The organism is Shewanella sp. Koi 1, assembly GCF_052907445.1.
On sequence record NZ_JBREJM010000001.1, the window covers coordinates 2,067,449 to 2,088,028 of the forward strand.

Sequence of the window (20,580 nt, forward strand, 5' to 3'; positions counted from 1 at the left end):
ATGTCCATGAGCATGCGCATGACTCAACAGATACAAATAGGGTTGCTGGTGGGATTGGTATTACTCGGCATCACGTTGTTTGGAAAAGGATTCTATATGCAAGCGAAAGCACACTTTGCCCAATATTTGATTGAACAAGCCTGGGCTAAAACCTTAATCGATGGTCAGTCCCATAAACCTTGGTCCTGGGCCGATACCTATCCCGTAGCTAAGCTCTCCATCGAGCAAGCTAAAAGACCGAATCACTTCGATGGTCCGGCATCCAACGATAGCTTATATGTACTGGCGGGCGCATCTGGTCGTAATTTGGCCTTCGGGCCAGCCTTAGTGCTATCGAGTGCGCCCGCTGGCGCGCAAGGCAACACTGTGATTGCAGGGCACAGGGATACGCATTTCGCGATGTTAAATGGCATCAGTGTTGGACGCCGCTTGGCGCTGCAAACTGCGACGGGCAAAGAAATTGTTTACCAAGTGGTGGCGACCGAAGTGGTGCATGAATCGCAAACTGAGTGGATGGCGCCAAGTGAGGGTAATCGCTTAACGCTGATCACTTGCTATCCCTTCGATGCGCTGCAAGGCGGTGCCGAACTGCGTTTTGTGGTGCAGGCTATTCCGGTCGAGCCCGAACCTGCTGCGGTGCAATCCGCTGAAACGATTGTTACTCAGGCGAGGGTTCAAAAGGTTGCGTAGCGAGCAAGAATTTATTAAGGCGTGATAAACAAAAAGGCAGAACCTGAGTTCTGCCTTTTTATTCGAGCTAGTTGCTCATCGGCATCACCCGATTTCGACCTAAGCGTTTGGCTTCGTAAAGTAACATATCCGCTCTTTCAATCAGTTGGATCGCCACTTGTTTTTCCTGCCACTGGGCGACGCCAAAGGAGGCGGTGATATTTTCAATGCGTTGGTCTCTACGCCTATCCTTAAGACTGAGTTTTTCAAGCCCACGGCGCATGGCCTCAGCCAGTTGCCTTGTTATACGTAGTTGGCTTTTGGGCACCAAAATAGCAAACTCTTCACCGCCAAAACGGTACAGTTTACTGCCATCTCTGCAGGCTTCTTGTAGGCGCTTGGCAACGGCTTTTAATACTTGGTCTCCCAGTTGGTGGCCATAGTTGTCATTAAAGGCCTTAAAGTGATCGATATCGACCAAGATAAGGCAGGTGCCTTCGGGGGCCTGCGCCAACATGCCAGCTATATCGGCATCGAATGCGCGGCGGTTTAAACAGCCAGTGAGCGCATCGTAAAGTACATCTTTCTCTGTTTTTTCAAGCTTTTGTTTTAACGCATCAATCTCAGTCTGCGCTTTTTGTAACTGAGTAGTGAAATACTCAGTGCTCGAGCGAATATTTTCGGATTCCTTCACCAAATTACGCACTAAATCGAGCACTTGCTCAACGCTGAGTGCACCTTCTTCGATGCCATTGAGTTTGGCAAAATTGTCGTTGATACAGGTTTGGAACTCAGTCGCATCGAGATTCGTATCCCGAATCGATTGCGACAGCTCGGTGGACATGGCCTCAAGGTTAAGTCGCATATCGCGCACATCCAACTCAACCGGATCGGCGACATACTGGCGGAACAACAACTCGCTGCTCACGGGTGGGCAAGTGTTGTAGTGGGCGATAACCGTATCGAGCTGGGCGTTTAACGCTGGGTTTTGTTCGCCCACGTAGGTATACCACAGGGCATAATTGATTGGCGTGGTGGGAATTTGATGCTTGAGCATTAAAGGCACCGCTTTTTTAAGATTCAAGGCTGCGGTTTGTAATAAATCTCGTGACATGGATACATCCCAATAAAAATAACTCGATAAACTTGGTATACCACATTTGGGTAAACAGTTTTGCTCGTTAAATCCCGTTACAACTAATGCCCAAATGCAGGCTGAATTACCTGCCAAAAGCGTTGGGGGATATGATAGAGTTTATCGCTAAAATTAAATAATGATAATAACTTGGGAGAAAGTCTTGAAAAATTTCATCCTTGCCGGTGCCCTAGGTTCCTTACTGTCACTGCCTACTATGGCCGCATCTTCCCTCAGTGACAGCCTGGATCTCGGCCAGTATCGCACCGACGTCAAAACCTTAGCCAGTGATGCCTTCGGCGGTCGCGCGCCCTTATCTGAAGGTGAGCAACTGACGATTGATTACCTTGAGAAAGCCTTTAAAGAGATAGGGCTTAAGCCGGGGTTTGGCGACAGCTATTTGCAGGCAGTGCCGCTGGCGAAAATCACCGCCGATCAAAACATGCAACTCGATATCGGTGGACTTAAGTTTGCCAATGGCAGTGAATTTACCGCCAGAACTCAGAGAATTAGCGATAAAGTCAACCTTAATAATAGCGATGTGGTGTTTGTCGGTTATGGCATAAATGCGCCTGAATATGGCTGGAATGACTACCAAGGCCTCGATGTAAAAGGCAAAACCGTGATTGTGTTAGTCAATGACCCAGGTTTTGCAACTCAAGACCCCCAGGTCTTTAAAGGCAATGCCATGACCTACTATGGCCGCTGGACTTACAAATACGAAGAGGCCGCGCGTCAAGGCGCCGAAGCTGTATTTATTGTCCATGAGACGGCACCTGCCGCCTATGGCTGGGGAGTAGTGCAAAACTCCAATACAGGCACTAAATTCACCTTGGTCGATGCCAATAATAATCAAGGGCAGGTGGGCGTGATGGGTTGGGTGCAACATGATGTTGCCAATAAGATTTTTGCCAAGGCGGGCATGGACTTCGATACCTTAAAGCAACAAGCCGCCAAGCCAAACTTTAAGGCCATTCCCTTAAAGCTCAAGGCCAATGTCAGTTTAAACAATACGATTGAACGCGCCGAATCCCACAATGTGGCGGCCCTGTTGCCGGGCAAGAGCCGCCCCGATGAAGTGGTGATGATGCACGCCCATTGGGATCATCTTGGTACAGTGATTGAAGATGGCAAGCCAGAGATCATCAATGGCGCCGTGGATAACGCCAGTGGTGTGGCGGGCGTGTTGGCGCTGGCGCGTTACTTTGCCAAACAAGCGCAAACCGCGCCGCTTGAGCGTTCAATCCTGTTTAGTGCCTTTACTGCCGAAGAAACCGGCTTGATTGGTGCCCAGCACTTTGCTCAGCATCCGAGTGTGCCGACTAAAAACATCGTCGCCTTTTTGAATATCGACGGCATGAATATGAACCAAGGTGTGGATTATATTCTGCGCTATGGTGAGGGCGTGTCTGAGTTAGAAACCTATTTGGACAAGGCCGCTAAGGCGCAGGGGCGGGTGGTGAAGGGCGATCCAAGACCACAAAATGGTTTGATGTTTAGATCGGACCACTTCGCACTGGCCCAACAAGGTGTGCCTGGCTTGTTATTTATGAGCCTTGGGGATACGGATCCTGACTATATTGCCCATAAATACCACAAGGGCGCCGATGATTATGATCCTAACTGGACACTCGAAGGGGTGAAGCAGGATTTAGATCTGATGGCCAGCATGCTCACTATTTTAGCGAATGGAAAAGATTGGCCCCATTGGTTAGAGGCTTCGGACTTTAAGACCAAGCGTGAGCAAGACGGTCGTAAAAAGTAATTATATAAAATGCAAAAAGGACGCTAAGGCGTCCTTTTTTATGCTTATCAATCCGTTAGAAAGTATAACTGACCGAAAGCATAGGGCCGATAAAACTGTAGTAAATGTTGTAGTCGGCGATTTGGGTATCTTTATTCGGTGATTTTTGGGCGATATCCACATCGACCTTGTAGTAGTTATAGGCCACGCTCATGCGCCAGTTGTCGGTGATATTGGCATCGATGCCGAGTTTAACGTCTACCAACTCACCCTTTACATCATTGAGTTTAATGTAGAAATACTGGGCGTGAGTCGTCAGCTTCCAGCCTGGGATAAATTCATAGTTGGCATAGACGCCAAAATCCGGCAAAGGTGCGGTGACATTTTCATCGACGATGCGGGGAATGGCTTGGCTACCACAGACATTGTTTAGTAGCTCAGAGGCATGACAGACACCGATAACGCCTTCAAAACCCGTTTTGATAAACATAGTATGCAAACCGAGGGAGAAGCCCACATCGTAATCGCTACCCTGGATTGCATCATAACCGTAACCCACGCGCAGAATATCAATATTTAAGGTGGAGTTGAGTCGGCCACCAGCCTTGATATCGTAAATGGTGTCGTTGATTTCAATTTGAAAGGGTTTGGATAAGGCTTGCGTTTCGGCGTCGCGGTGCAGCTGTTTCCAGTCGAGGTAAATATTATGCCGCTCGTTAAAGTGATAATTGACTTCAACAAAGGGTAAAAACTCATTCTCGGCCAGTTGTAGATCGGATTCATAGTCTAAGGTGAAGTTGTTCCCCGTGTTCGGGTTTGTCACCTCCATATTGGTATCCGACTGTGAATAAAATCCCCCTAGCTCAAGGCTCAATTCGCCCGCCAGCACAGGGCTGCTGCCGAGTAGGGCGATCACTAGGGGTGTTAGACGAGTGGAAATCAACGTTACTCCAGTATTCTTCTTATTATATCCAGCGATAACATCAGACTTTAGTGCCATAAGCTATGGACATTTGGAGTGTAACAGCAAATTTCAAAATGTGAATAAAATGTTTTAAAAAATGCGTTGTTTCGTGATTTAAAACAAAAGTAGTACGGCTATTTGGCTTGGTATGGCGAGCTTGTGGGAGAGATCACGGTAATTTGCATCTTGGTGATTTGTGAAGAAAATGTATGGTTCAGCCAAAAAAACGGCCCAGTAGAGACTGGGCCGCAGATAAGAGCTTAAGGATAGAGTATCAATTGCTGTACTAGTTAGTCGCAGATTTGGGCTCAGACGTACTGACGTCTGCCGCGCTGACCTCGGACCCCAGCGCTTGAACTGGCTGTGGCTCGCTAGCTTTATCATCCTTGTTAAACATGCCTAAACGGATGCGGATAAAGTGCAGGATTTGCGCCGCAATATCCACGTTTAAGCAGGATTCCAGGCCTTCGAAACCGGGGGATGAGTTGGCTTCACAAATTTTGTAGTGGCCGTTATCGAATAACAAATCGATACCCGCCACATCTAAATCGAGAATATTGGCGGTTTGTGTTGCCAACCATTCGATTTCAGGTGTGATCTCGAAGGGGCGCGCCGAACCTCCCGCGCTGACATTGGCTTTAAAGCTGTCTTCTTGGCCACGGCGCTCATAGCAGCCGGCCACGCGTCCACCAATGGTAAATACCCTGAGATCGCGGCCGTGACTGTTGGCGATAAACTCCTGCAAAATAATGTTGGCGTTTTTATTGGTCGCTTCGATTAATTGCATTAAATCATCAAATTCGCGGGCCTTATGGGACAAAAATACGCCGCTACCCTGTGAACCCGAAAGGGTTTTAATCACCACGGGAAAACCTAGGTGACGTTCAACCAGTTCGATATCGACGGGGAACTTCACCAACATAGTTTTGGGCGTGGGTAAATTCTTCTCGGCCAGTAATTGCTGGGAAAAGAGCTTATCTTTAACGATTTCAATGGCTTTTGATGGATTTAAGCAGTACACCCCTAAACGTTCTAAATGGCGAATGATCGCCAACGCAAAGTAAGTGGTGCCGGAGCCCATTCTCGGGATGATAAAATCTGGTAATTCAACGGGTTGGCCGTTTAACAAAATACTCTTGTTGTCTTCTCTCGTCACGGTGAGATCGAACTCATCCGGAGCATACACTTCTAACTCAATATTGTCGGCCTTGGCTGCTGCCAATAGACGTTCAATTTCATACAATTCAGGTTTTAGCTGAGTCGCGGTTTCTTTATATAAAATCCACCCACGCATTTAATCGCAAACCTTCATTTTCATTCTTTATCCTCGGGTTCAGCTTCATCCTGAACATCATCGTCAATTTCGACATCCACATCGAATGCCGCTTCGGGCTCGGCCTCAGGCTTAGTGGGGGGCAAATGTACTGTGCCAACCACTGCATAAAAGGGTTTACCTAGGGCGAGTTTGCGGTACTTTAACCAGATCTGCTCTAACAAGCTACTGGGAGCGATGTTTCCTTTGATGACTTCGACAAATTGCGCTTCATCGGCGGTGACGGGGAGTGTCTTGCCTTCGTCGAGATTTTTCATGGCATGGCCATGTATTTCAAGCAGTTCGGCTTCTTTACTGGTGAAGTCGCCACTGCGCTTAAAACCTTTCGGGAAATTGGCATCGTCATAAAAACGTTTATGGGATACAAAGCTGGCAGCTGAGCCGTTCACCGTCTCAGAACCCTTGTTAGCGTTTGAAAAAGACTGTTCAGACATGGCTGTTACCTTCTAGTTTTTGATATACAAAGATTTGCAACTGGAGTATTGGCTAGTATTATTGATTTATAAATCAAAAAAATTTGCCAATGTTGGTCAAGAATTTTTATGGATACCGATTTACTTAAGACCTTTTTGGAAGTCTCCCGTACCCGTCATTTTGGCAAGGCCGCGGAAAATCTTTACCTTACCCGCAGCGCGGTAAGCTTTCGGGTAAAACAGCTCGAAAGTATTCTAGGCGTGGCCTTATTTGAGCGCCAACGCAACAATATTCAGCCCACTCCGGCGGGCGAACGTATGCTTGGACATGCTGAAGCGGTATTAACCGCTTGGGAGCGTGCCAAGCAGGATGTCTCTCTCAGTCAGTTACAATCGACTCAACTCGCCATTGGCGCAGGCCCCAATATTTGGGACGCCTATTTGCAGAGGCATTTACAGCATTTGCATGTGGGATTGCCCGGTGTTGCCCTGCGGACCGAAGTGCTGCCATTAACTGTGATGACACGGCAATTGATGGACCGCACCCTCGATTTGGCGATTTCCTTCGACCCACCTAAACTGGACCAATTCGAACTGGTGCAATTAGGCCAAATCAATTTATTGCTGGTGTCCAAGACCATGGATGTGGCGGTGAACGCGGTGCAGGCAGGGCAATATGTCAAAGTGGATTGGGGTACGGCCTTTAATATCCTGCATGCCCAGGAATATGCTGCTTTACCCGTGCCGACCTTACACACTAGCTCGGCCCGTATCGCCTTGGATTTTATCTTGAATAACGGTGGCTGCGCGTTTTTACCCGAGCATTTGGTTCAGCCACTGCTGAACCGCGGCGAGCTGCATTTAGTTGCGGGAGCGAGCCCCATTTCGCGTAGTGTGTATGTTGCCTATTGGGCCGAGAATGACCGCTTAGAGCAAATCAAACAGGCGATTGGCTTTTTAGCCGATACGTCAGCTGAAATACGCTAATCTGTAACAACTGCATATAAAAAACGCCTTTGGGAGATATCTCAAAGGCGTTTTTTTAGAGCAGAACAATCAGTTAAGAAGTAACACTTAGCTTTGTTAGATAAATGCGCTCGTTAAAGACTGCGCTACATAACAGGCATAAAATCAACAGCGTATTAAATAAATAGCGGTAGCAGTACAACAAGCCAAGTAATACCGCAAAGCGCTAGACTCATAAACACAGCGGCGGAGGCGATATCTTTTGCTTGCCCACTGAGGTGATGGATTTCACTGCCAACACGGTCAACCACGGCTTCAATCGCCGAATTTAATAGCTCCACAATCAACACGATAAACAAGGTTAAGATCAGCATCAGCCGTTCCAAGGTGCTGATATCGACCAACAGGGCGATTGGCAGCATGACCACGGCCAGCATCAATTCCTGTCTAAAAGCGGCTTCGTGGATCCAAGCGGCTTTTAAGCCCTTCATCGAAAATCCCGTCGCTCTAAAGATGCGTTTAATACCGTGGTTGTTTGCTGGTTTCATAATAATTCCATCGACTTGGGCGATTGTTCGCGAAGCTTTTACCCGTTCAAATCGCCTACGACTCGCGTGTTAACATTTGAACGAGCTTAAAAAAGAGGCCGCAGTATAGCCCGATAACCCCAGCGTATAAATAGCTAGGCCGACAAATTCGCAGTCCTGCTAGGGTGTTAGTGGGACATTGCAGGGTTCGCCGTCGCGCAGGCTTACGGCTAAGCTTGAAATTCCATACCGCTTTATTGAAGAGGCAAAGGAATGACTCTTACAACTCGCTTACCTTTTTTAACATTTGCATTTGTGCTGTGTTTCGCTGTTTTCTTCGGGCTTTACTGCGGAATTTGCGGTTTATTCATGGCCGTGAGTTACGCCAATCCCCAAGTGCCGAATATTCAATTAGCGACTGAGTTCTCAAAGGTGAATAGTGCCCATATTAGTGATTTTCTCGTCAGCGAAAAACTCGATGGTGTGCGCGGTTATTGGGATGGAAAACGTTTAGTGACTCGTCAGGGGAATCCCATCTTAGCGCCAAGTTGGTTTACTGCGGATTTTCCGCCAACCCCAATGGACGGCGAGTTATGGCTCGGGCGAGGACGATTTGAAGCCATATCGGGCCTTATCCGCCAAGCATCAGCGAATGAGAGCGAGTGGCAGAATGTGCGTTTTATGGTGTTTGATTTACCCAAGGCGCAAGGAAGCTTTGAAGCGCGGTATCAGCAGATGCAAACCTTGCTTGCAGGTAAATCGGTTTACCTGCAAGTGATTGAGCAAGTGAGCGTAGAAAGTGTCGAGGCGCTCTACCAGAAATTAGACACCACAATAGCGCAAGGCGGTGAAGGCTTAATCTTGCATCGACGCACGGCGTTATATACGCCGGGTCGTAATCCTAACGTAATGAAGTTAAAGCCCTATTTAGATGCCGAGGCCAAAGTGATTGGGCATATTGCGGGTAAAGGGCAATTTGCCGGGCAACTGGGCGCATTGAGAGTGCAAACCGCAGATGGCCGTGTCTTTAGTATTGGCACGGGTTTTAGCTTGGCCGAGCGTCAGCATCCGCCCGCAATAGGCACGATTATCACTTACAAATATCTTGGATTAACCGTCAATGGCTTACCGCGCTTTGCGAGCTTCCTGCGGATAAGAAGCGACATACCGCCAGAGGATAAAGAATAGGTTGCGAAATTGTTGAATTTTGATAAAAATCGAACACTTAACATTCGTTTTGCCGAGTATCGTATTGATTATTAATGGGCAATCATATCAAGGAGTGAGTTTTGGTCGACAGTCAACATGGATTAACCCTTTGGAAGCAGCGTGTGCAGCAAGCCTTGACTGTGCCTAAATGGCTTAAACATCCATTCGTGACACTTAAGCAATTTTGGTTAAGCTTAAATCTTGCCCAGCGTTGTTACTTGTTAGCGTTACTGGCGTTAATGTTATTCCAGCCCGAAATTTGGATTGCTGCCATCATCACCGCTGTTGCCTTGATTATTGAGTTTTGGCCCAGATTTGCCATGGCTTGGCATACGTTGGCGGGCAAAGCTATTTTCCTGCTGTTTTATGCGGTTATCGCAAACTTCGCCCTCGCGGCCAGCGGTAGTGTCGTGAACGAAATCACCGGTGTATCGGCCTCGCATTTGTCCTACACCCATAACTTTGCCATTCTGCTGTATCTGCCGATTTGGTTTGTGTGTATCTCAATCCTCGCCTTACTCCTGCTGCAATTGGTGATCCCTTGCTATTTGTTTTTCCATATCGGATTGCGGATTTTAGGACTCGAAGCCAAGCAGCAAGGCAGTAAAAAACGATTTGTGGTGACAACTTCTCTGGTGCGTATGATTCTGTCTGTGGTGTTGTTATTAAACCTAGTTGCGATTACCGATGGTGAAAACTGGGTAGGGGATTTAGCCAAGACTACCCAAGGGATAAAAGGCGATATGCTTGAAGTTAAAGTTGTGGATGAAGGCGAAACCATTCTCAAAGCCGAGGATAGTATTGAACAAACGGGAACTGAACTCACGCAGCAACCTAATCAAACCGACACAACCGAGACACTTAAGGCCTTTGGTCATAGCTATTACAAAGGGATCCGCGATTTAATTGCCTTATTTGCCTATAAATTTGAAGCCGATGGTCGCAGTCGGTGTGATAAATTAGCCGACTCAGTGGTGATTGAGCTAAATGACTATGAAATATTGGAAATTACCGAGTCTGCCAATGAGCAGTATGGTTACCATTTTGAAGTCAAAAAATGTATTTCCCCCGCCTTTGGTCAGATGGCATCAACACCTAAGTAACAGTACGAGAGGATGTTAAGTTGTTAGAAGATAAAGCGTTAGCAAAAGATCAGCATGTACGACGCATCTTAATGGTCTGTATGGGCAATATTTGTCGTTCGCCCACTGCCGAGGCCGTTTGCCGCGCTAAAATTCGCGATCGCCGTCTTAATATCGAAGTCGATTCGGCGGGCACTATTGGTTATCACCAAGGGGATTCCCCCGACAGTCGCTCGATGGCGGCAGGTAAAAAACGCGGTTTGAGTTTCGACGGCATGCGTGCAAGACAAGTAATTGATGCCGATTTTGAGCATTTCGATCTTATTTTAGCGGCAGATAATAGCAACCTCGCGGATTTACGCCGCCGCTGCCCACCCGAATATCAATACAAATTAAAGCTGATGTTGTCCTACGGTGATTGCGACACGGATGAAGTGCCCGATCCCTACTACGGCGGTACGCGAGGATTCGAATTAGTCCTCGATCTACTCGAACAGAGTATGGATGCCTTATTAGATCAGTTAACTGGAAAAACAAATTAGCCAGCAACAAATGCGTCGATAAGGATTTAAGGCTTAAGTACGGTTGGATGCAGTGCAATTAATCGAAGCCAGAAAGCGTAATTCTTTATCGCGTGATAAGCATGGGCAGAGTTAACCCTGTGACACGCCATAAACTCATCCCAGAGGGCTCGACGGCGGCATCCATGCCGCCAACGGTCACTGTTGCAACAATGGCAATTTTAATGACCATTGAACTGTTCATTTGGCAAAAAAGCTAATGCCCCATTCCTCGTTAGCAAAGTGACATCTAGCGAACTCCAACATCAGAACATTGACCCAATTTTAGTAATGCCCCCTAGTTCTGGCCTTAATCCGTTATCCAACCGAAATTACGTTAGCCAATGAGAAAAGGTGGTACGAGTTTCAACCGGAATGCGAGGCCAAAATGCTGTCAATCAAGAACAATAATTAATCAGGTGTGAGCGTAAAAGAATGAGAAAGCTAAAACGATATCAAGTAATTACCCATCAAACTGTATAAAAAACCGCTACCGCAAAAAAGAAAATTCCTATAGCATCATTTATACCCCCATTTACACGGATGTGGCAGCGGCCAAGTCCAACAAGCGATTTATGCCTTGCAAACAGCGCAGCGCATAAATACTAAGACGTTATGTCTTAATACATAGGGAAATCTGATTGAAAAATATTAGTGCTCATTTACAAGTTATTAGAGAGGCTACAGTTTTTGCCAGATACAAGTGCATGAATCATGACAATTTACTGATGATTCATGATCTGATGGATGCTATTCATAATACGACTGAGCACATCGAGAAAGATTATTGGAAGGATGAAGAGTATATCGCAATGTACTACCTACCTTATGATAAACAATGGGGTTCTAAAGGGCTTGTTTTAATCGATATTTATAAAAAAGCCTGCCCCCCCAATAGACATAACAATGCGTGGCACTTTGCGGCCTTCGGCCGCAGCGACGCTCACCAAGGTTCGCGCCGTGCGCTTATAGTTATGTGGAAATCGTTGAGTAACGAGCATGGATGAACATTCCAAAATCGAAAAGTACATTGTGGCAAGTGATGTTAGCTCAGGTCGGGATGGGATCGGAATAGAGGTTTATTCTGGCAACGACTTGCTTCTGGAAGTCTTTCGCGATGACACTAAAAAAACCAGAGAAGTAACCCTTTACAAAATGGAACTCGATCTTGAGCTTGTAGAGCAAGCAATTGCGCTATTTAAAAAGGAAATCCCATGGGAATTTCAAGAATAACATCATCTTACGACTCGTCACTTAACAAGATCCGGCAGCACGCAGCCTTTGGCTGCTGGACTCGCTACGATCGCCGCTGCGGGCAACGTTATCTCCACAGAAATTTTAATCCGAAACCTACAAATTAGAGCTTAGATTCTAGCTAGCTTCTGTCCCTATACGTGTCAGAGGAATGAAGCTGACACGTTCGTGCCCCATTCCAATTTAGCACTCGTTTGTTCATTCGGGGCTTTACGAAAGAGTTTCCTTACAAAATCTCATCTATTAGCTCCCAATTTTTGTGCTTCTCTATAACAGCTAGATACTGGGTAAATACGGCTCTTCGTTGTTATTGGTGGAACCCCATATCCAGCTTTCCAAAGTGAAAGAGGATGGCACGTTGAAATCGCTCTGAATTTCGATACCCCATAGCCTTTACTCTGAGCTGTCTAACTTGGCTATTGATTGCTTCTGCCAAACCGTTTGATAGACCAAAGCGCATGGCATTAAGTATGCCCCAGAGTTTGTTCTCGATTGTATCTGCCACCGCCATTAAGGGTTTGAGACCGCTGGCTTTAGCTAAAGCTATCCAATCTTTCCATCGCTGCTTTGTTCCTCGAACACTATTGCCATGCCAGATGTTCCGAGCCTGGTCTTTAAAATACCATGCAAGAGCCGTATTCATCATTGCCGGGATGAGTCTATTGACCCTCTCTCGGTCGGGTTCGCTGAGATTATCTCGTCGCTTTAACCAGTAAAAACGTGTGCGATGTGCCTCTTGCCGCATTGACGGCGCCAACCTGAATAACTCGTCTTTGCGGATCCGGTTAACCGCCTCCGTTAGCATCTTGGCTACATGGAAGTGATCAAATGCGATTTTCCTCTCTGCATTGGGCAGCGCTTTCTTTGCTGCTTTAATGTAAGCAGGGCTCATATCCATACAGATAGACTGAGTTTGACGTAATGCATCTGCAGGCAGCTGTGTTAGGCAGGCATCAAAACTTGCAGCTGAACGTCCCTCTGAAACCGCTAAAACTTGTCCTTCATGATTAGAGAGCAGCGTGACATATTCATGCCCCTTTTTAAGAGCGGTTTCATCGACCAATAAATAATCGGTATTAATCAGTTTGCGTTTTGCCAGTCCACGATAAACAGCGCGCGCCATAATCCTATCTATGGCTCCCCAGCTCAGTTTAAAGAACCGACTGACGGCATTAAGAGAACTCATCGCAAGCAAGGTTAATACACGCATCTCAAACAATTCAGTGTAACGACTGCTGCCACTGGCCCATGGGACTTGGAGGGTTTGATAACCGTGTGAGGTACAGTGTACTCGTGGCACGTTAGCTTGAATGAGCGTTTGATACTGGCAGGTATCCAAGTGACGCCATTTTCGTAAACGGGAATCGTAATGGCGACTCGCATTGTGGCATATAGGGCATTTAAAGCCTGCTTGAGAAGCGTAGGCGATGGTAACAATTATGCTCTGACGTGGTTCATCGAGTTGAACACTGGATACGACCCAAGGTGCCTTTAACCCCAAGATATGTTGATATAAAGCAGCTTCACTCATCACTGAAATTTAAGAGGAATTTGGCTAGAACTATACCTACTCCACCATGTTCAGAGAAGAGCCGTAAATACACAGTCATATCTGAAATAGGCTTATTTTGAGGTTTTTAGTGCAATATCCGTGCGCATTTTTCCAATGATAACAATTTAAAGTCATTTAAAATCAGTACGATAGAAACTGCTAAGATTAGATAATAGGTTTGGAAAACGCGCATGCGCGTTTTTACGGATGGTATATTTAATAAAAAACTGATAACTTCTTTACATACAGATAGTTAACTATGCGCGTTTTTACTGGTCCAACGTGATAAACGCGCATGCGCACTAATAAAATAATGAAATGGACACCCCTTCTATACTGAGGAAGTCAGTTTAAAAGGAGACCGTCATGAGTGATATTTATACAATCGGAATTGATCTAGCAAAGTCTGTTTTTCAATTATGTGCGTTTGATAAGACAGGGAAAAAACTGATTAATAGATCACTAAAAAGAAATCAAGTCATTAAATTTTTGAGCAATATTGCTCCTTGTCTGATTGGAATGGAAGCATGTTCTAGTTCTCATTATTGGGCACGAGAAATAAAAAAGCTGGGTCATGAAGTCAAACTCATGCCACCTCAGTATGTTAAGCCTTATGTAAATACAAATAAGAACGATATGGCTGATGCTGAAGCGATTTGCGAAGCGGTTCGCCGCCCCACGATGCGATTTGTTTCTGTTAAAAGTGAAGAGCAACAAGCTTTATTGCTGCTTCATCGAGAAAGAGAAGGCGTAATCAGAGACCGTACCGCATTAATCAATAGAATCAGGGCAAGCCTTCAAGAATTTGGTGTTAGTGTTCCTGCAGGAAGATTTCAGCTAAGAAAATGGTTTAGAGAAGGTTTTAGCTTGGTCGAGCATAAGTTGCCAAAGCTGCTAGTTGAGCACATTAGTTTAATGCAAACACGTTTGAGGGAGCTCGAACAGTATGCAGAATATTTGGATAAGCAGATAGATCTCACGAGTGAAGTCAGTGATGAGTGTCAGAAAGTAAGACAGATCCCAGGTGTTGGTCGCTTAACATCATCCGCATTAATTGCCAGTATTGGTGATGCAAAAGCGTTTTCATCAGGGCGTCAGTTATCCGCTTGGATGGGGTTAGTACCAAGCCAGCACTCTAGCGGAGGTAAGTCACTACTGCTAGGTATCAGTAAGCGAGGAGATACCTACTTAAGACGCATGTTTATCCATGGTGCTAGAGCGGTGATTAGGCATTTAAAAGAAGGAAAACCGTTCTTTGAATGGGTAACCTCGTTGCTCAAGAGAATGAATAAAAACAAAGTGATAGTGGCATTAGCAAATAAACTGGTTCGTATCTCTTGGGCCATATTAGCCAAAGAAGAAAGTTTTAGCGCAGGACGAACCTATTAAGTAAATAAAAGTACATCCAGTTTTGCTAAGTGAAAGCAAGTGATGACAAGACAGGTTAGACCGTGACTTGGAAACTCTGTGCCTAACATCGTTTCTTAGAAAACGATAAAATGATTAGAGCCAAGTCAGCGAAGTTCATCGGGGATCAAGAGCGAGTCTCTTACAAGGAATCCGAATAGATGGCTGCAAAACCACATTTGTTATCGGTTGATTTTTCTTGCAAAAAATGGGGTGTCCATAGATGTTATGCTTCAAAACTAGCAAGGAAGTAAATCATGGGTATGTGTTTAGCACTTCATAGTGTATCAGATGCAAATATTAAAAAAATATTAGAGCGACCCGAGCTTATCTGGAGGCTTATTGCTTCAGATGATCCAGAAATATATGAAGAAACGGTTAAGGAAAAAAATCAAGTTGGCTTTCTCTCAAAGCTGTTCGGAAAGAAAGCTACAACGGGCACCGAAATACCAAATTTAATTTTTGTCGAAGGTGAGAACGTCGATGACGACTTAGATAAGTCGTGGCAAGGAATTCACTACTGCATAAATAAAACCGCATATGAAGCGGAACCTCCAATGGATTTCATTACTGTAGGTGGAGAAGTCGCTGGTGATATTGACGTAGGCTACGGACCTGCGCGTTTGTTCAATAGCGAGACGGTAAAAGAAATCCATTCACGCCTTTCAAACATAACTGATGCAGACCTGTCAGCGAACTACGATCCACAGGATATGGACAAGCTAGACATATACCCAAACATATGGAGCAGAGATGGCGACGAAGGCTTGGAGTATATTACGGAATACTTTGTAAATCTTAAAAGCTTCGTTGCTAATTGTGCCAATAATAATCTGGGTATGGCTGTGTATATATGCTAAGCATAACAAACGGCTCCACGCAGACGCCCAAACCTACGCTGCTTTTGTGGGTTACGCTGCGCTACACTTTACCACAAAAGCCCCTCCAGTTTGGGCGCTGGTGAGCCGGGCGTTATGTTTCAGGAGAGTTAAGTGGCAGCCTGGCAAATTCCAATTGAGTTCGTCCCTGCCAAATGGGCTGAAGAACATAATTTTGAGGTTGAACTTCTTTATGGAGAGGATGGCTTTGATACTACTTGTGCGTGGGTTGACAACCAGCCAACCAAAGACTTTGACGCAATACTTTCATCTATACTGCCCAAAGCAGACTCATGGTCTGAGAAATTATTACTCTGGGGCAATGAAAAGACACATGATATAAGTGTATGGCACGAAGACGGCGATATACTTTCAATTGGATTCAGGATCGACCTTAGAGAAAACATCACAAACTTTATGTCTACTCTCTGCAAAGCAGCAATCACACTAAATTGCGTGCTGTTTATTCCTGGACAAAAAGCAATGCTTAACCCAAATATTTTTGAGCTCAAGCAGTATATTCTCAAATCAAATGCAGCCAAGTTCGTTAAAGACCCAGAGAGCTTTCTCAAAGAATTTGGCGAGTGAAATATAACAATTGGTTCAAGTCGTTCGCTTCGCTCACTCGGGACCGGCTAAAGCCGGCCCCTTAACCAAGCGTTATATACCTAGGGATAGCCTGAGTTAAATGGATGCATTGAGCAAGCTTCAAGAAAAAAATAAAATCCACTCTAAGCATCAGCGTAATGCTAGCTGGAGCACTGTTTGGATGTTTTGTCTATTGAGTCCTTTGCTATTTAGCTATGGCTACGAATTTTATTTTTCAGTGATAAAAAGCATTAAAATTGAGATTATTCACCCATCTATAGCCTTATTTGGTTCGCTAGGTTTTGGTTTACCTTTAGCGGCTATGGGTGACTTAATGCTTTTTAAGCGTGTTAATAAATTATTCCTATTAATGATCGTGGAAGCGTGGTTTATCTGGTTTTGGGTTGTTACTCCATTATCTTGGTTAGCGTTTTTACCATTGATTCCTGCATTTGTTATATTGCAAGTGCAACTGTCTAAAATAAAGGCAGGTAAGTAAAAGGTATATAACAAGGCAATTATGTGTGGGACGTCTAAAGCTTGGCTGGCGCTCATTCTTCGCTAATTTTAGCCAAGCTTAATACGCCCCATATTGCGGCGCTGGGGGATCCCCTCATAATTGAGGTCTTCCAGCGTCATGAACTAAGTTTATATATTCGACTAATGCCCAGCGAAAAATTGTCTCCTTTACCGGATATTTGTCTCTTTTACGTACTTCTTTTCCAAGTCTAACAATTGATAGCACTGCCCGCTGTTTCACTGTATTGGCTTGAAAATATCTTTGCCATCCAAGGTGTTGTGCCGCTAACCCAATACACCACAACACGATTTCAGCGAGCATAGCGATGAGCAGCAATACATCATATCGCTTTGGACAACGGCTGCGGCTTTGTCTGAGGCCCATGCCATATTGCGGACTTTTTAAATCGCGGAAGGTTTCTTCAATTTGCATTCGTTTAGCATACAAATCGACGACCTTCGAAGGGCCAAAGTAATCTGGAGGTAGATTGGTGGCGAGTAGCCAAGGCTCTTTACTTCCTAAGCTGTAACGCTTTTGTGCGGTGTGATTTCGTCCAGCCTTAGAAGAGCGTTTATCATTACGCAGCTTAGGTTTAGCTTTAAACAAGTGCAGGCAACATTGTAGTGGAGACTTGCGTGCTAACTTGACGCTACCTATGTATTTCGCGGTTGAATTCGCTTTAGGATAGAGGGATTTATTTGACTGCCATGATGTTTGGCCGTTGAGCATAAAACTGACGTCACCGCGAACTCTCCCTAGCCAAAACCAACCATGGCGTTCGACTTCCCTAAACCAAGTATTGCGATAACCAATAAAACATTAATTAAAACATAGACACCCAGCCTTAATAGCGCGGAAGTAAACCTCCTACTATGCTTTGGTTAAGCATTGAACAAGGAGGTTTGTATGCCGCGCCCTCGCCGAACTCAGATAAGTCTTGAAGACACACCTTATTACCATTGCTGTAGCCGCGTTGTTCGGCGGGCATTTTTATGTGGTGATGATAGTTACTCGGGTAAAAACTACGACCATCGCCGCGCTTGGGTAGAATCGCTACTGTTTGAACTTGAAGCGGTTTTTGCTATTGATGTGGCAGCCTTTGCTGTGATGTCGAATCATCTGCATGTGGTGCTGCGAGTCGATATCGAGACTGCCAATCGTTGGACTGACCGCGAAGTGCTTGAGCAATGGCATAAGTTGTTTAAAGGCGATGAGTTAACGCACAAATTCGCTAAAGGTGAGTTAGTTGAAGCGCATGAGGTGAACAGATTAAAGCATTCAATCGCCCTTTATCGCAGTCGTTTGTGTGATATCTCATGGTTTATGCGCTGCCTCAACGAACCGATTGCAAGACAAGCAAATCAAGAGGATAACTGTACAGGTCGTTTCTGGGAGGGGCGATTCAAATCGCAAGCCCTACTCGATGAAACTGCGGTATTAGCCTGTATGACTTACGTTGATTTAAATCCGATTAGAGCCCAACTCGCTGATACACCAGAACAATCCGACCATACCAGTATTCAACTACGTATTCGGGCCGCATTAAAAGGTGAGCAACCCAGCAATCTCCTGCCTTTTATTGGTAACGAGTGCGATAACCAAGCCAATGGCATTGCGTTTTCATTAATTGATTATCTTCAATTGGTAGATGATACAGGCCACATTATTCGCAACGATAAACGTGGATTCATAAGTGAAAATAGCGCCAAGATACTGACAAAATTAAATATCCCCCATGAAAATTGGCTCAAGCTGACTACAGATTTTGGCAAGCTATTTCATGGCCCAGTAGGTACATTGCAAGCACTAACCGATTATTGCGAACATCTCGAAAAGCGACGACGGCACTTTGCGGCAAGCTGCCAGCACTTTAACAGTAACTGATTACTGCTTATGTCACTTCAAAAGTCCCACCCAGAACATATCCCAAGCACTAAGGGATGACTTACCTCGTCTGAAATACTCCATTTTTTAAGGAATTAGCGTAATTTTTTGCCTTAGATGCTGTCTCCGCGATTGTTGATGGTCCCTATTTAAACCATTTTAACTCGGACAAGTTGTAGGCAAACATAAAGTGCATTATGTTATTGATTTATATTGGGTGGCTAAATTTATTTTAAACTGATTAACGGTAGTGATGTCGAAACATATGTGAAGATAACAAATAACAGTTCTGTTGAAGAGTATTTAGTTGAAACAGTTTCTTCAGTCTCTAAAGAATTACTTAGCCGTAGCAAAAATATTTACATACCTGTCAAAGATGAGGAATCCTTATCTGGATATTCTAGTCAGCCAGCAAACGAAGACCGAATTAATCAATGGTTTTGTAGTCTTTTTAACATGAGAGAAAAAAGCTCTCCACTTCACATTTCGGATCAAAGTCAAATAGGCAGTTCATCTTCAGGTAAAAGCTATGGTGAGGTGGATGGTGTCATAGTAGATAATAATAAAAGTAGACGTATTGCGTTATTTGAAGCGTTTCGTCTTCTAAAATGGGGTACTACCGATATCAATGAGCATATGGATAAGTTGGCGGGGTATGCTCAAGAGGGCTTTAATACGATATTTGTTGTCGTATATGCATTCGATAAAGATTTTGTCACCCTATTGGAGAAGTATAAGAACCACATAAAACAACGTCAGCACAAAGGTTTTACCAAAGCAAATGGTTATGCTCTTGAAACTGTAAATGCTGAAGATTCAGATACCTTTTGGATGGGAAAAGAAGAACTCCAGCGTGGTAGGTAACGTTACTGTTTCAATTTATCACGTCGTCATTAGCTTTTACTGTGAAAAAAGTATTGAACCATAAACTTGTTCAATGTGGTTAATTTTTTCCATACATTTTCTCATGCAAACTGGGATTTTGTTGTTTCTATTCGTAACACGAAATTGTCCCATTTCATGCTGATGGATTTATCTACAATGGGTGATCTGCTTTAGTGTTTTCATCCCAATGTGGTATTGGCGCCAATGGGTTTTATCCGTATCTTGTTTTGGATATTTGGCTCATTCTAAGGGAGGTATTATGGCTGAAATTAATGCGATATCTGAGGAAATACAGAAAGAACTCGAACAGTTAGCCGAAAAAGGGCTCGCATTGCTCAGTTTGTCTGAGACGACTCCGCCGCAGGAGATAGTGGCGGCCATTACGGAACTGACGCGTGACTATCGGGCAAATCAACGAGTGATGGATGATGATGTGCTGTACGCACTCGGTGCCTTGCTTGGCTGGCAATATGTGAGAGGGCTCAATTGGCACTGGGGCTCAGTCGTTTGGGACTTTGATGAAGCCAACGGCGCCATTGGGGTATTAAATCACGATAACTCCTTGTTTAATAATCCGATTGGCTGGATGGATAATATTATGGCCTCGGAGAGTGGAGTGCCCTTTATGTTGAGTTACAACATGATAGCGGCAGGCCAAGCCCCAGTGTTCGAAGCCAATAGTGCTTCTGGTTTGTATTAATGGAATAGCCACTAAGCATAAATGGCTTAAGGCTTATATTGTCGCGAATAGATGCCTACCCACTTCGCAGTTAATTTTGCTGTAGATTGAGTGAGATTGCTTAGCGAACCATAAATACGTGGGAGTAAATAAAAAGCCAGCGCTGAGATGGCGCTGGCTTATCAGTTAAACTGAGGGCTGTGAATACATTCTGCTGTGCGGTAATTCTTAATATAAATAATGACTTTTAATTTAAATCATCACTTTTAATCTAAATCATCACTTTAATGAGTCACTTTAGCCCGTTATTGACGGGCAAAGTGATTAAACA

The 20,580-nt window shown here is 44.8% G+C and carries 22 protein-coding genes and 1 pseudogene; 15 read left to right on the forward strand and 8 right to left on the reverse strand.

Going from position 1 to position 20,580, the window contains the following annotated elements; genetic code table 11:
* A complete protein-coding gene (locus ACUZ8J_RS09120; protein WP_446693639.1) occupies positions 1 to 690 on the forward strand; it encodes a class GN sortase in 690 nt (229 codons plus the stop codon).
* A 67-nt stretch (positions 691 to 757) separates the two neighbouring features.
* Here ACUZ8J_RS09120 and ACUZ8J_RS09125 read toward each other — a convergent pair whose 3' ends face one another.
* On the reverse strand, positions 758 to 1,783 hold the full coding sequence (locus tag ACUZ8J_RS09125; RefSeq protein ID WP_342200821.1) for a diguanylate cyclase domain-containing protein: 1,026 nt from the start codon (positions 1,781 to 1,783) through the stop codon (positions 758 to 760).
* Positions 1,784 to 1,943: 160 nt separating this feature from the next.
* Here ACUZ8J_RS09125 and ACUZ8J_RS09130 point away from each other — a divergent pair, with 160 nt between their 5' ends.
* Positions 1,944 to 3,569, forward strand: a complete 1,626-nt coding sequence (locus ACUZ8J_RS09130; RefSeq protein WP_446693640.1) for a M28 family metallopeptidase — start codon at positions 1,944 to 1,946, stop codon at positions 3,567 to 3,569.
* A 55-nt stretch (positions 3,570 to 3,624) separates the two neighbouring features.
* On the opposite strand, the gene ACUZ8J_RS09135 is transcribed toward ACUZ8J_RS09130, so the two are convergent.
* The 3 genes from ACUZ8J_RS09135 to ACUZ8J_RS09145 form a co-directional block, all read right to left on the reverse strand.
* Positions 3,625 to 4,488, reverse strand: a complete 864-nt coding sequence (locus tag ACUZ8J_RS09135; protein WP_088211452.1) for a DUF481 domain-containing protein — start codon at positions 4,486 to 4,488, stop codon at positions 3,625 to 3,627.
* A gap of 310 nt (positions 4,489 to 4,798) precedes the next feature.
* A complete protein-coding gene (locus ACUZ8J_RS09140; RefSeq protein ID WP_220055327.1) occupies positions 4,799 to 5,806 on the reverse strand; it encodes an ATP-grasp domain-containing protein in 1,008 nt (335 codons plus the stop codon).
* A 20-nt stretch (positions 5,807 to 5,826) separates the two neighbouring features.
* Positions 5,827 to 6,279, reverse strand: coding sequence for a DUF413 domain-containing protein (locus ACUZ8J_RS09145; protein ID WP_011717333.1), 453 nt, complete (start codon positions 6,277 to 6,279; stop codon positions 5,827 to 5,829).
* 108 nt (positions 6,280 to 6,387) lie between these two features.
* On the opposite strand from ACUZ8J_RS09145, the gene hdfR reads away from it, so the two are divergent.
* Positions 6,388 to 7,245, forward strand: coding sequence for an HTH-type transcriptional regulator HdfR (gene hdfR / locus ACUZ8J_RS09150; protein WP_446693641.1), 858 nt, complete (start codon positions 6,388 to 6,390; stop codon positions 7,243 to 7,245).
* A gap of 155 nt (positions 7,246 to 7,400) precedes the next feature.
* Here hdfR and ACUZ8J_RS09155 read toward each other — a convergent pair whose 3' ends face one another.
* A complete protein-coding gene (locus ACUZ8J_RS09155; protein ID WP_446693642.1) occupies positions 7,401 to 7,772 on the reverse strand; it encodes a diacylglycerol kinase in 372 nt (123 codons plus the stop codon).
* 252 nt (positions 7,773 to 8,024) lie between these two features.
* Between ACUZ8J_RS09155 and ACUZ8J_RS09160 the strand changes: the two genes are divergently transcribed.
* From ACUZ8J_RS09160 to ACUZ8J_RS09170, 3 genes are all read left to right on the forward strand, one after another.
* A complete protein-coding gene (locus ACUZ8J_RS09160; protein WP_446693643.1) occupies positions 8,025 to 8,939 on the forward strand; it encodes a DNA ligase in 915 nt (304 codons plus the stop codon).
* A gap of 101 nt (positions 8,940 to 9,040) precedes the next feature.
* Complete coding sequence (locus ACUZ8J_RS09165; protein WP_446693644.1) at positions 9,041 to 10,063, forward strand: hypothetical protein; 1,023 nt, start codon at positions 9,041 to 9,043, stop codon at positions 10,061 to 10,063.
* 71 nt (positions 10,064 to 10,134) lie between these two features.
* A complete protein-coding gene (locus ACUZ8J_RS09170; protein WP_446694923.1) occupies positions 10,135 to 10,584 on the forward strand; it encodes a low molecular weight protein-tyrosine-phosphatase in 450 nt (149 codons plus the stop codon).
* Positions 10,585 to 10,669: 85 nt separating this feature from the next.
* Here ACUZ8J_RS09170 and ACUZ8J_RS09175 read toward each other — a convergent pair whose 3' ends face one another.
* The gene (locus ACUZ8J_RS09175) at positions 10,670 to 10,795 is read right to left on the reverse strand and encodes a hypothetical protein (RefSeq protein ID WP_446693645.1); all 126 of its coding nucleotides are present in this window, start codon (positions 10,793 to 10,795) and stop codon (positions 10,670 to 10,672) included.
* A 448-nt stretch (positions 10,796 to 11,243) separates the two neighbouring features.
* On the opposite strand from ACUZ8J_RS09175, the gene ACUZ8J_RS09180 reads away from it, so the two are divergent.
* A complete protein-coding gene (locus tag ACUZ8J_RS09180; RefSeq protein ID WP_446693646.1) occupies positions 11,244 to 11,609 on the forward strand; it encodes a hypothetical protein in 366 nt (121 codons plus the stop codon).
* On the forward strand, positions 11,602 to 11,835 hold the full coding sequence (locus ACUZ8J_RS09185) for a hypothetical protein (RefSeq protein ID WP_446693647.1): 234 nt from the start codon (positions 11,602 to 11,604) through the stop codon (positions 11,833 to 11,835). Before ACUZ8J_RS09180 ends, ACUZ8J_RS09185 begins: the two co-directional genes overlap by 8 nt.
* 328 nt (positions 11,836 to 12,163) lie before the next feature.
* On the opposite strand, the gene ACUZ8J_RS09190 is transcribed toward ACUZ8J_RS09185, so the two are convergent.
* Entirely contained in the window at positions 12,164 to 13,387 is a 1,224-nt protein-coding gene (locus tag ACUZ8J_RS09190) for an ISL3-like element ISShes3 family transposase (RefSeq protein WP_446693648.1), read from the reverse strand.
* A 387-nt stretch (positions 13,388 to 13,774) separates the two neighbouring features.
* Between ACUZ8J_RS09190 and ACUZ8J_RS09195 the strand changes: the two genes are divergently transcribed.
* The 4 genes from ACUZ8J_RS09195 to ACUZ8J_RS09210 all read left to right on the forward strand — a co-directional run bounded on the left by ACUZ8J_RS09195 (position 13,775) and on the right by ACUZ8J_RS09210 (position 16,780).
* Complete coding sequence (locus ACUZ8J_RS09195) at positions 13,775 to 14,797, forward strand: IS110 family transposase (protein ID WP_446693649.1); 1,023 nt, start codon at positions 13,775 to 13,777, stop codon at positions 14,795 to 14,797.
* Positions 14,798 to 15,072: 275 nt separating this feature from the next.
* Positions 15,073 to 15,675: a YfbM family protein gene (locus tag ACUZ8J_RS09200; protein ID WP_446693650.1), complete on the forward strand. Its 603-nt coding sequence runs from the start codon at positions 15,073 to 15,075 to the stop codon at positions 15,673 to 15,675.
* Positions 15,676 to 15,807: 132 nt separating this feature from the next.
* On the forward strand, positions 15,808 to 16,281 hold the full coding sequence (locus ACUZ8J_RS09205) for a hypothetical protein (protein ID WP_446693651.1): 474 nt from the start codon (positions 15,808 to 15,810) through the stop codon (positions 16,279 to 16,281).
* 100 nt (positions 16,282 to 16,381) lie between these two features.
* Positions 16,382 to 16,780: a hypothetical protein gene (locus tag ACUZ8J_RS09210; protein ID WP_446693652.1), complete on the forward strand. Its 399-nt coding sequence runs from the start codon at positions 16,382 to 16,384 to the stop codon at positions 16,778 to 16,780.
* Positions 16,781 to 16,894: 114 nt separating this feature from the next.
* On the opposite strand, the pseudogene ACUZ8J_RS09215 reads toward ACUZ8J_RS09210, so the two are convergent.
* Positions 16,895 to 17,611 (reverse strand): annotated as a pseudogene (locus tag ACUZ8J_RS09215) (IS4 family transposase); the annotation flags it as partial.
* A 96-nt stretch (positions 17,612 to 17,707) separates the two neighbouring features.
* Here ACUZ8J_RS09215 and ACUZ8J_RS09220 point away from each other — a divergent pair.
* The 3 genes from ACUZ8J_RS09220 (at position 17,708) to ACUZ8J_RS09230 (ending at position 20,270) form a co-directional block, all read left to right on the forward strand.
* Complete coding sequence (locus ACUZ8J_RS09220; RefSeq protein WP_446693653.1) at positions 17,708 to 18,685, forward strand: transposase; 978 nt, start codon at positions 17,708 to 17,710, stop codon at positions 18,683 to 18,685.
* Between the two features lie 267 nt (positions 18,686 to 18,952).
* The gene (locus tag ACUZ8J_RS09225; RefSeq protein WP_446693654.1) at positions 18,953 to 19,549 is read left to right on the forward strand and encodes a hypothetical protein; all 597 of its coding nucleotides are present in this window, start codon (positions 18,953 to 18,955) and stop codon (positions 19,547 to 19,549) included.
* A 280-nt stretch (positions 19,550 to 19,829) separates the two neighbouring features.
* Entirely contained in the window at positions 19,830 to 20,270 is a 441-nt protein-coding gene (locus ACUZ8J_RS09230; protein ID WP_446693655.1) for a hypothetical protein, read from the forward strand.
* Positions 20,271 to 20,580: the final 310 nt, after the last annotated feature.

Coding starts and splice junctions, on each gene's coding strand:
- ACUZ8J_RS09175 (WP_446693645.1), bottom strand. CDS start 10,795: ATGGTCATTAAAATTGCCATTGTTGCAACAGTGACCGTTGGCGGCATG.
- ACUZ8J_RS09170 (WP_446694923.1), top strand. CDS start 10,135: ATGGTCTGTATGGGCAATATTTGTCGTTCGCCCACTGCCGAGGCCGTT.
- ACUZ8J_RS09200 (WP_446693650.1), top strand. CDS start 15,073: ATGGGTATGTGTTTAGCACTTCATAGTGTATCAGATGCAAATATTAAA.
- ACUZ8J_RS09160 (WP_446693643.1), top strand. CDS start 8,025: ATGACTCTTACAACTCGCTTACCTTTTTTAACATTTGCATTTGTGCTG.
- ACUZ8J_RS09230 (WP_446693655.1), top strand. CDS start 19,830: ATGGCTGAAATTAATGCGATATCTGAGGAAATACAGAAAGAACTCGAA.
- ACUZ8J_RS09120 (WP_446693639.1), top strand. CDS start 1: ATGTCCATGAGCATGCGCATGACTCAACAGATACAAATAGGGTTGCTG.
- hdfR (WP_446693641.1), top strand. CDS start 6,388: ATGGATACCGATTTACTTAAGACCTTTTTGGAAGTCTCCCGTACCCGT.
- ACUZ8J_RS09220 (WP_446693653.1), top strand. CDS start 17,708: ATGCCGCGCCCTCGCCGAACTCAGATAAGTCTTGAAGACACACCTTAT.
- ACUZ8J_RS09210 (WP_446693652.1), top strand. CDS start 16,382: ATGGATGCATTGAGCAAGCTTCAAGAAAAAAATAAAATCCACTCTAAG.
- ACUZ8J_RS09125 (WP_342200821.1), bottom strand. CDS start 1,783: ATGTCACGAGATTTATTACAAACCGCAGCCTTGAATCTTAAAAAAGCG.
- ACUZ8J_RS09195 (WP_446693649.1), top strand. CDS start 13,775: ATGAGTGATATTTATACAATCGGAATTGATCTAGCAAAGTCTGTTTTT.
- ACUZ8J_RS09155 (WP_446693642.1), bottom strand. CDS start 7,772: ATGAAACCAGCAAACAACCACGGTATTAAACGCATCTTTAGAGCGACG.
- ACUZ8J_RS09130 (WP_446693640.1), top strand. CDS start 1,944: ATGATAATAACTTGGGAGAAAGTCTTGAAAAATTTCATCCTTGCCGGT.
- ACUZ8J_RS09145 (WP_011717333.1), bottom strand. CDS start 6,279: ATGTCTGAACAGTCTTTTTCAAACGCTAACAAGGGTTCTGAGACGGTG.
- ACUZ8J_RS09140 (WP_220055327.1), bottom strand. CDS start 5,806: ATGCGTGGGTGGATTTTATATAAAGAAACCGCGACTCAGCTAAAACCT.
- ACUZ8J_RS09190 (WP_446693648.1), bottom strand. CDS start 13,387: ATGAGTGAAGCTGCTTTATATCAACATATCTTGGGGTTAAAGGCACCT.
- ACUZ8J_RS09185 (WP_446693647.1), top strand. CDS start 11,602: ATGGATGAACATTCCAAAATCGAAAAGTACATTGTGGCAAGTGATGTT.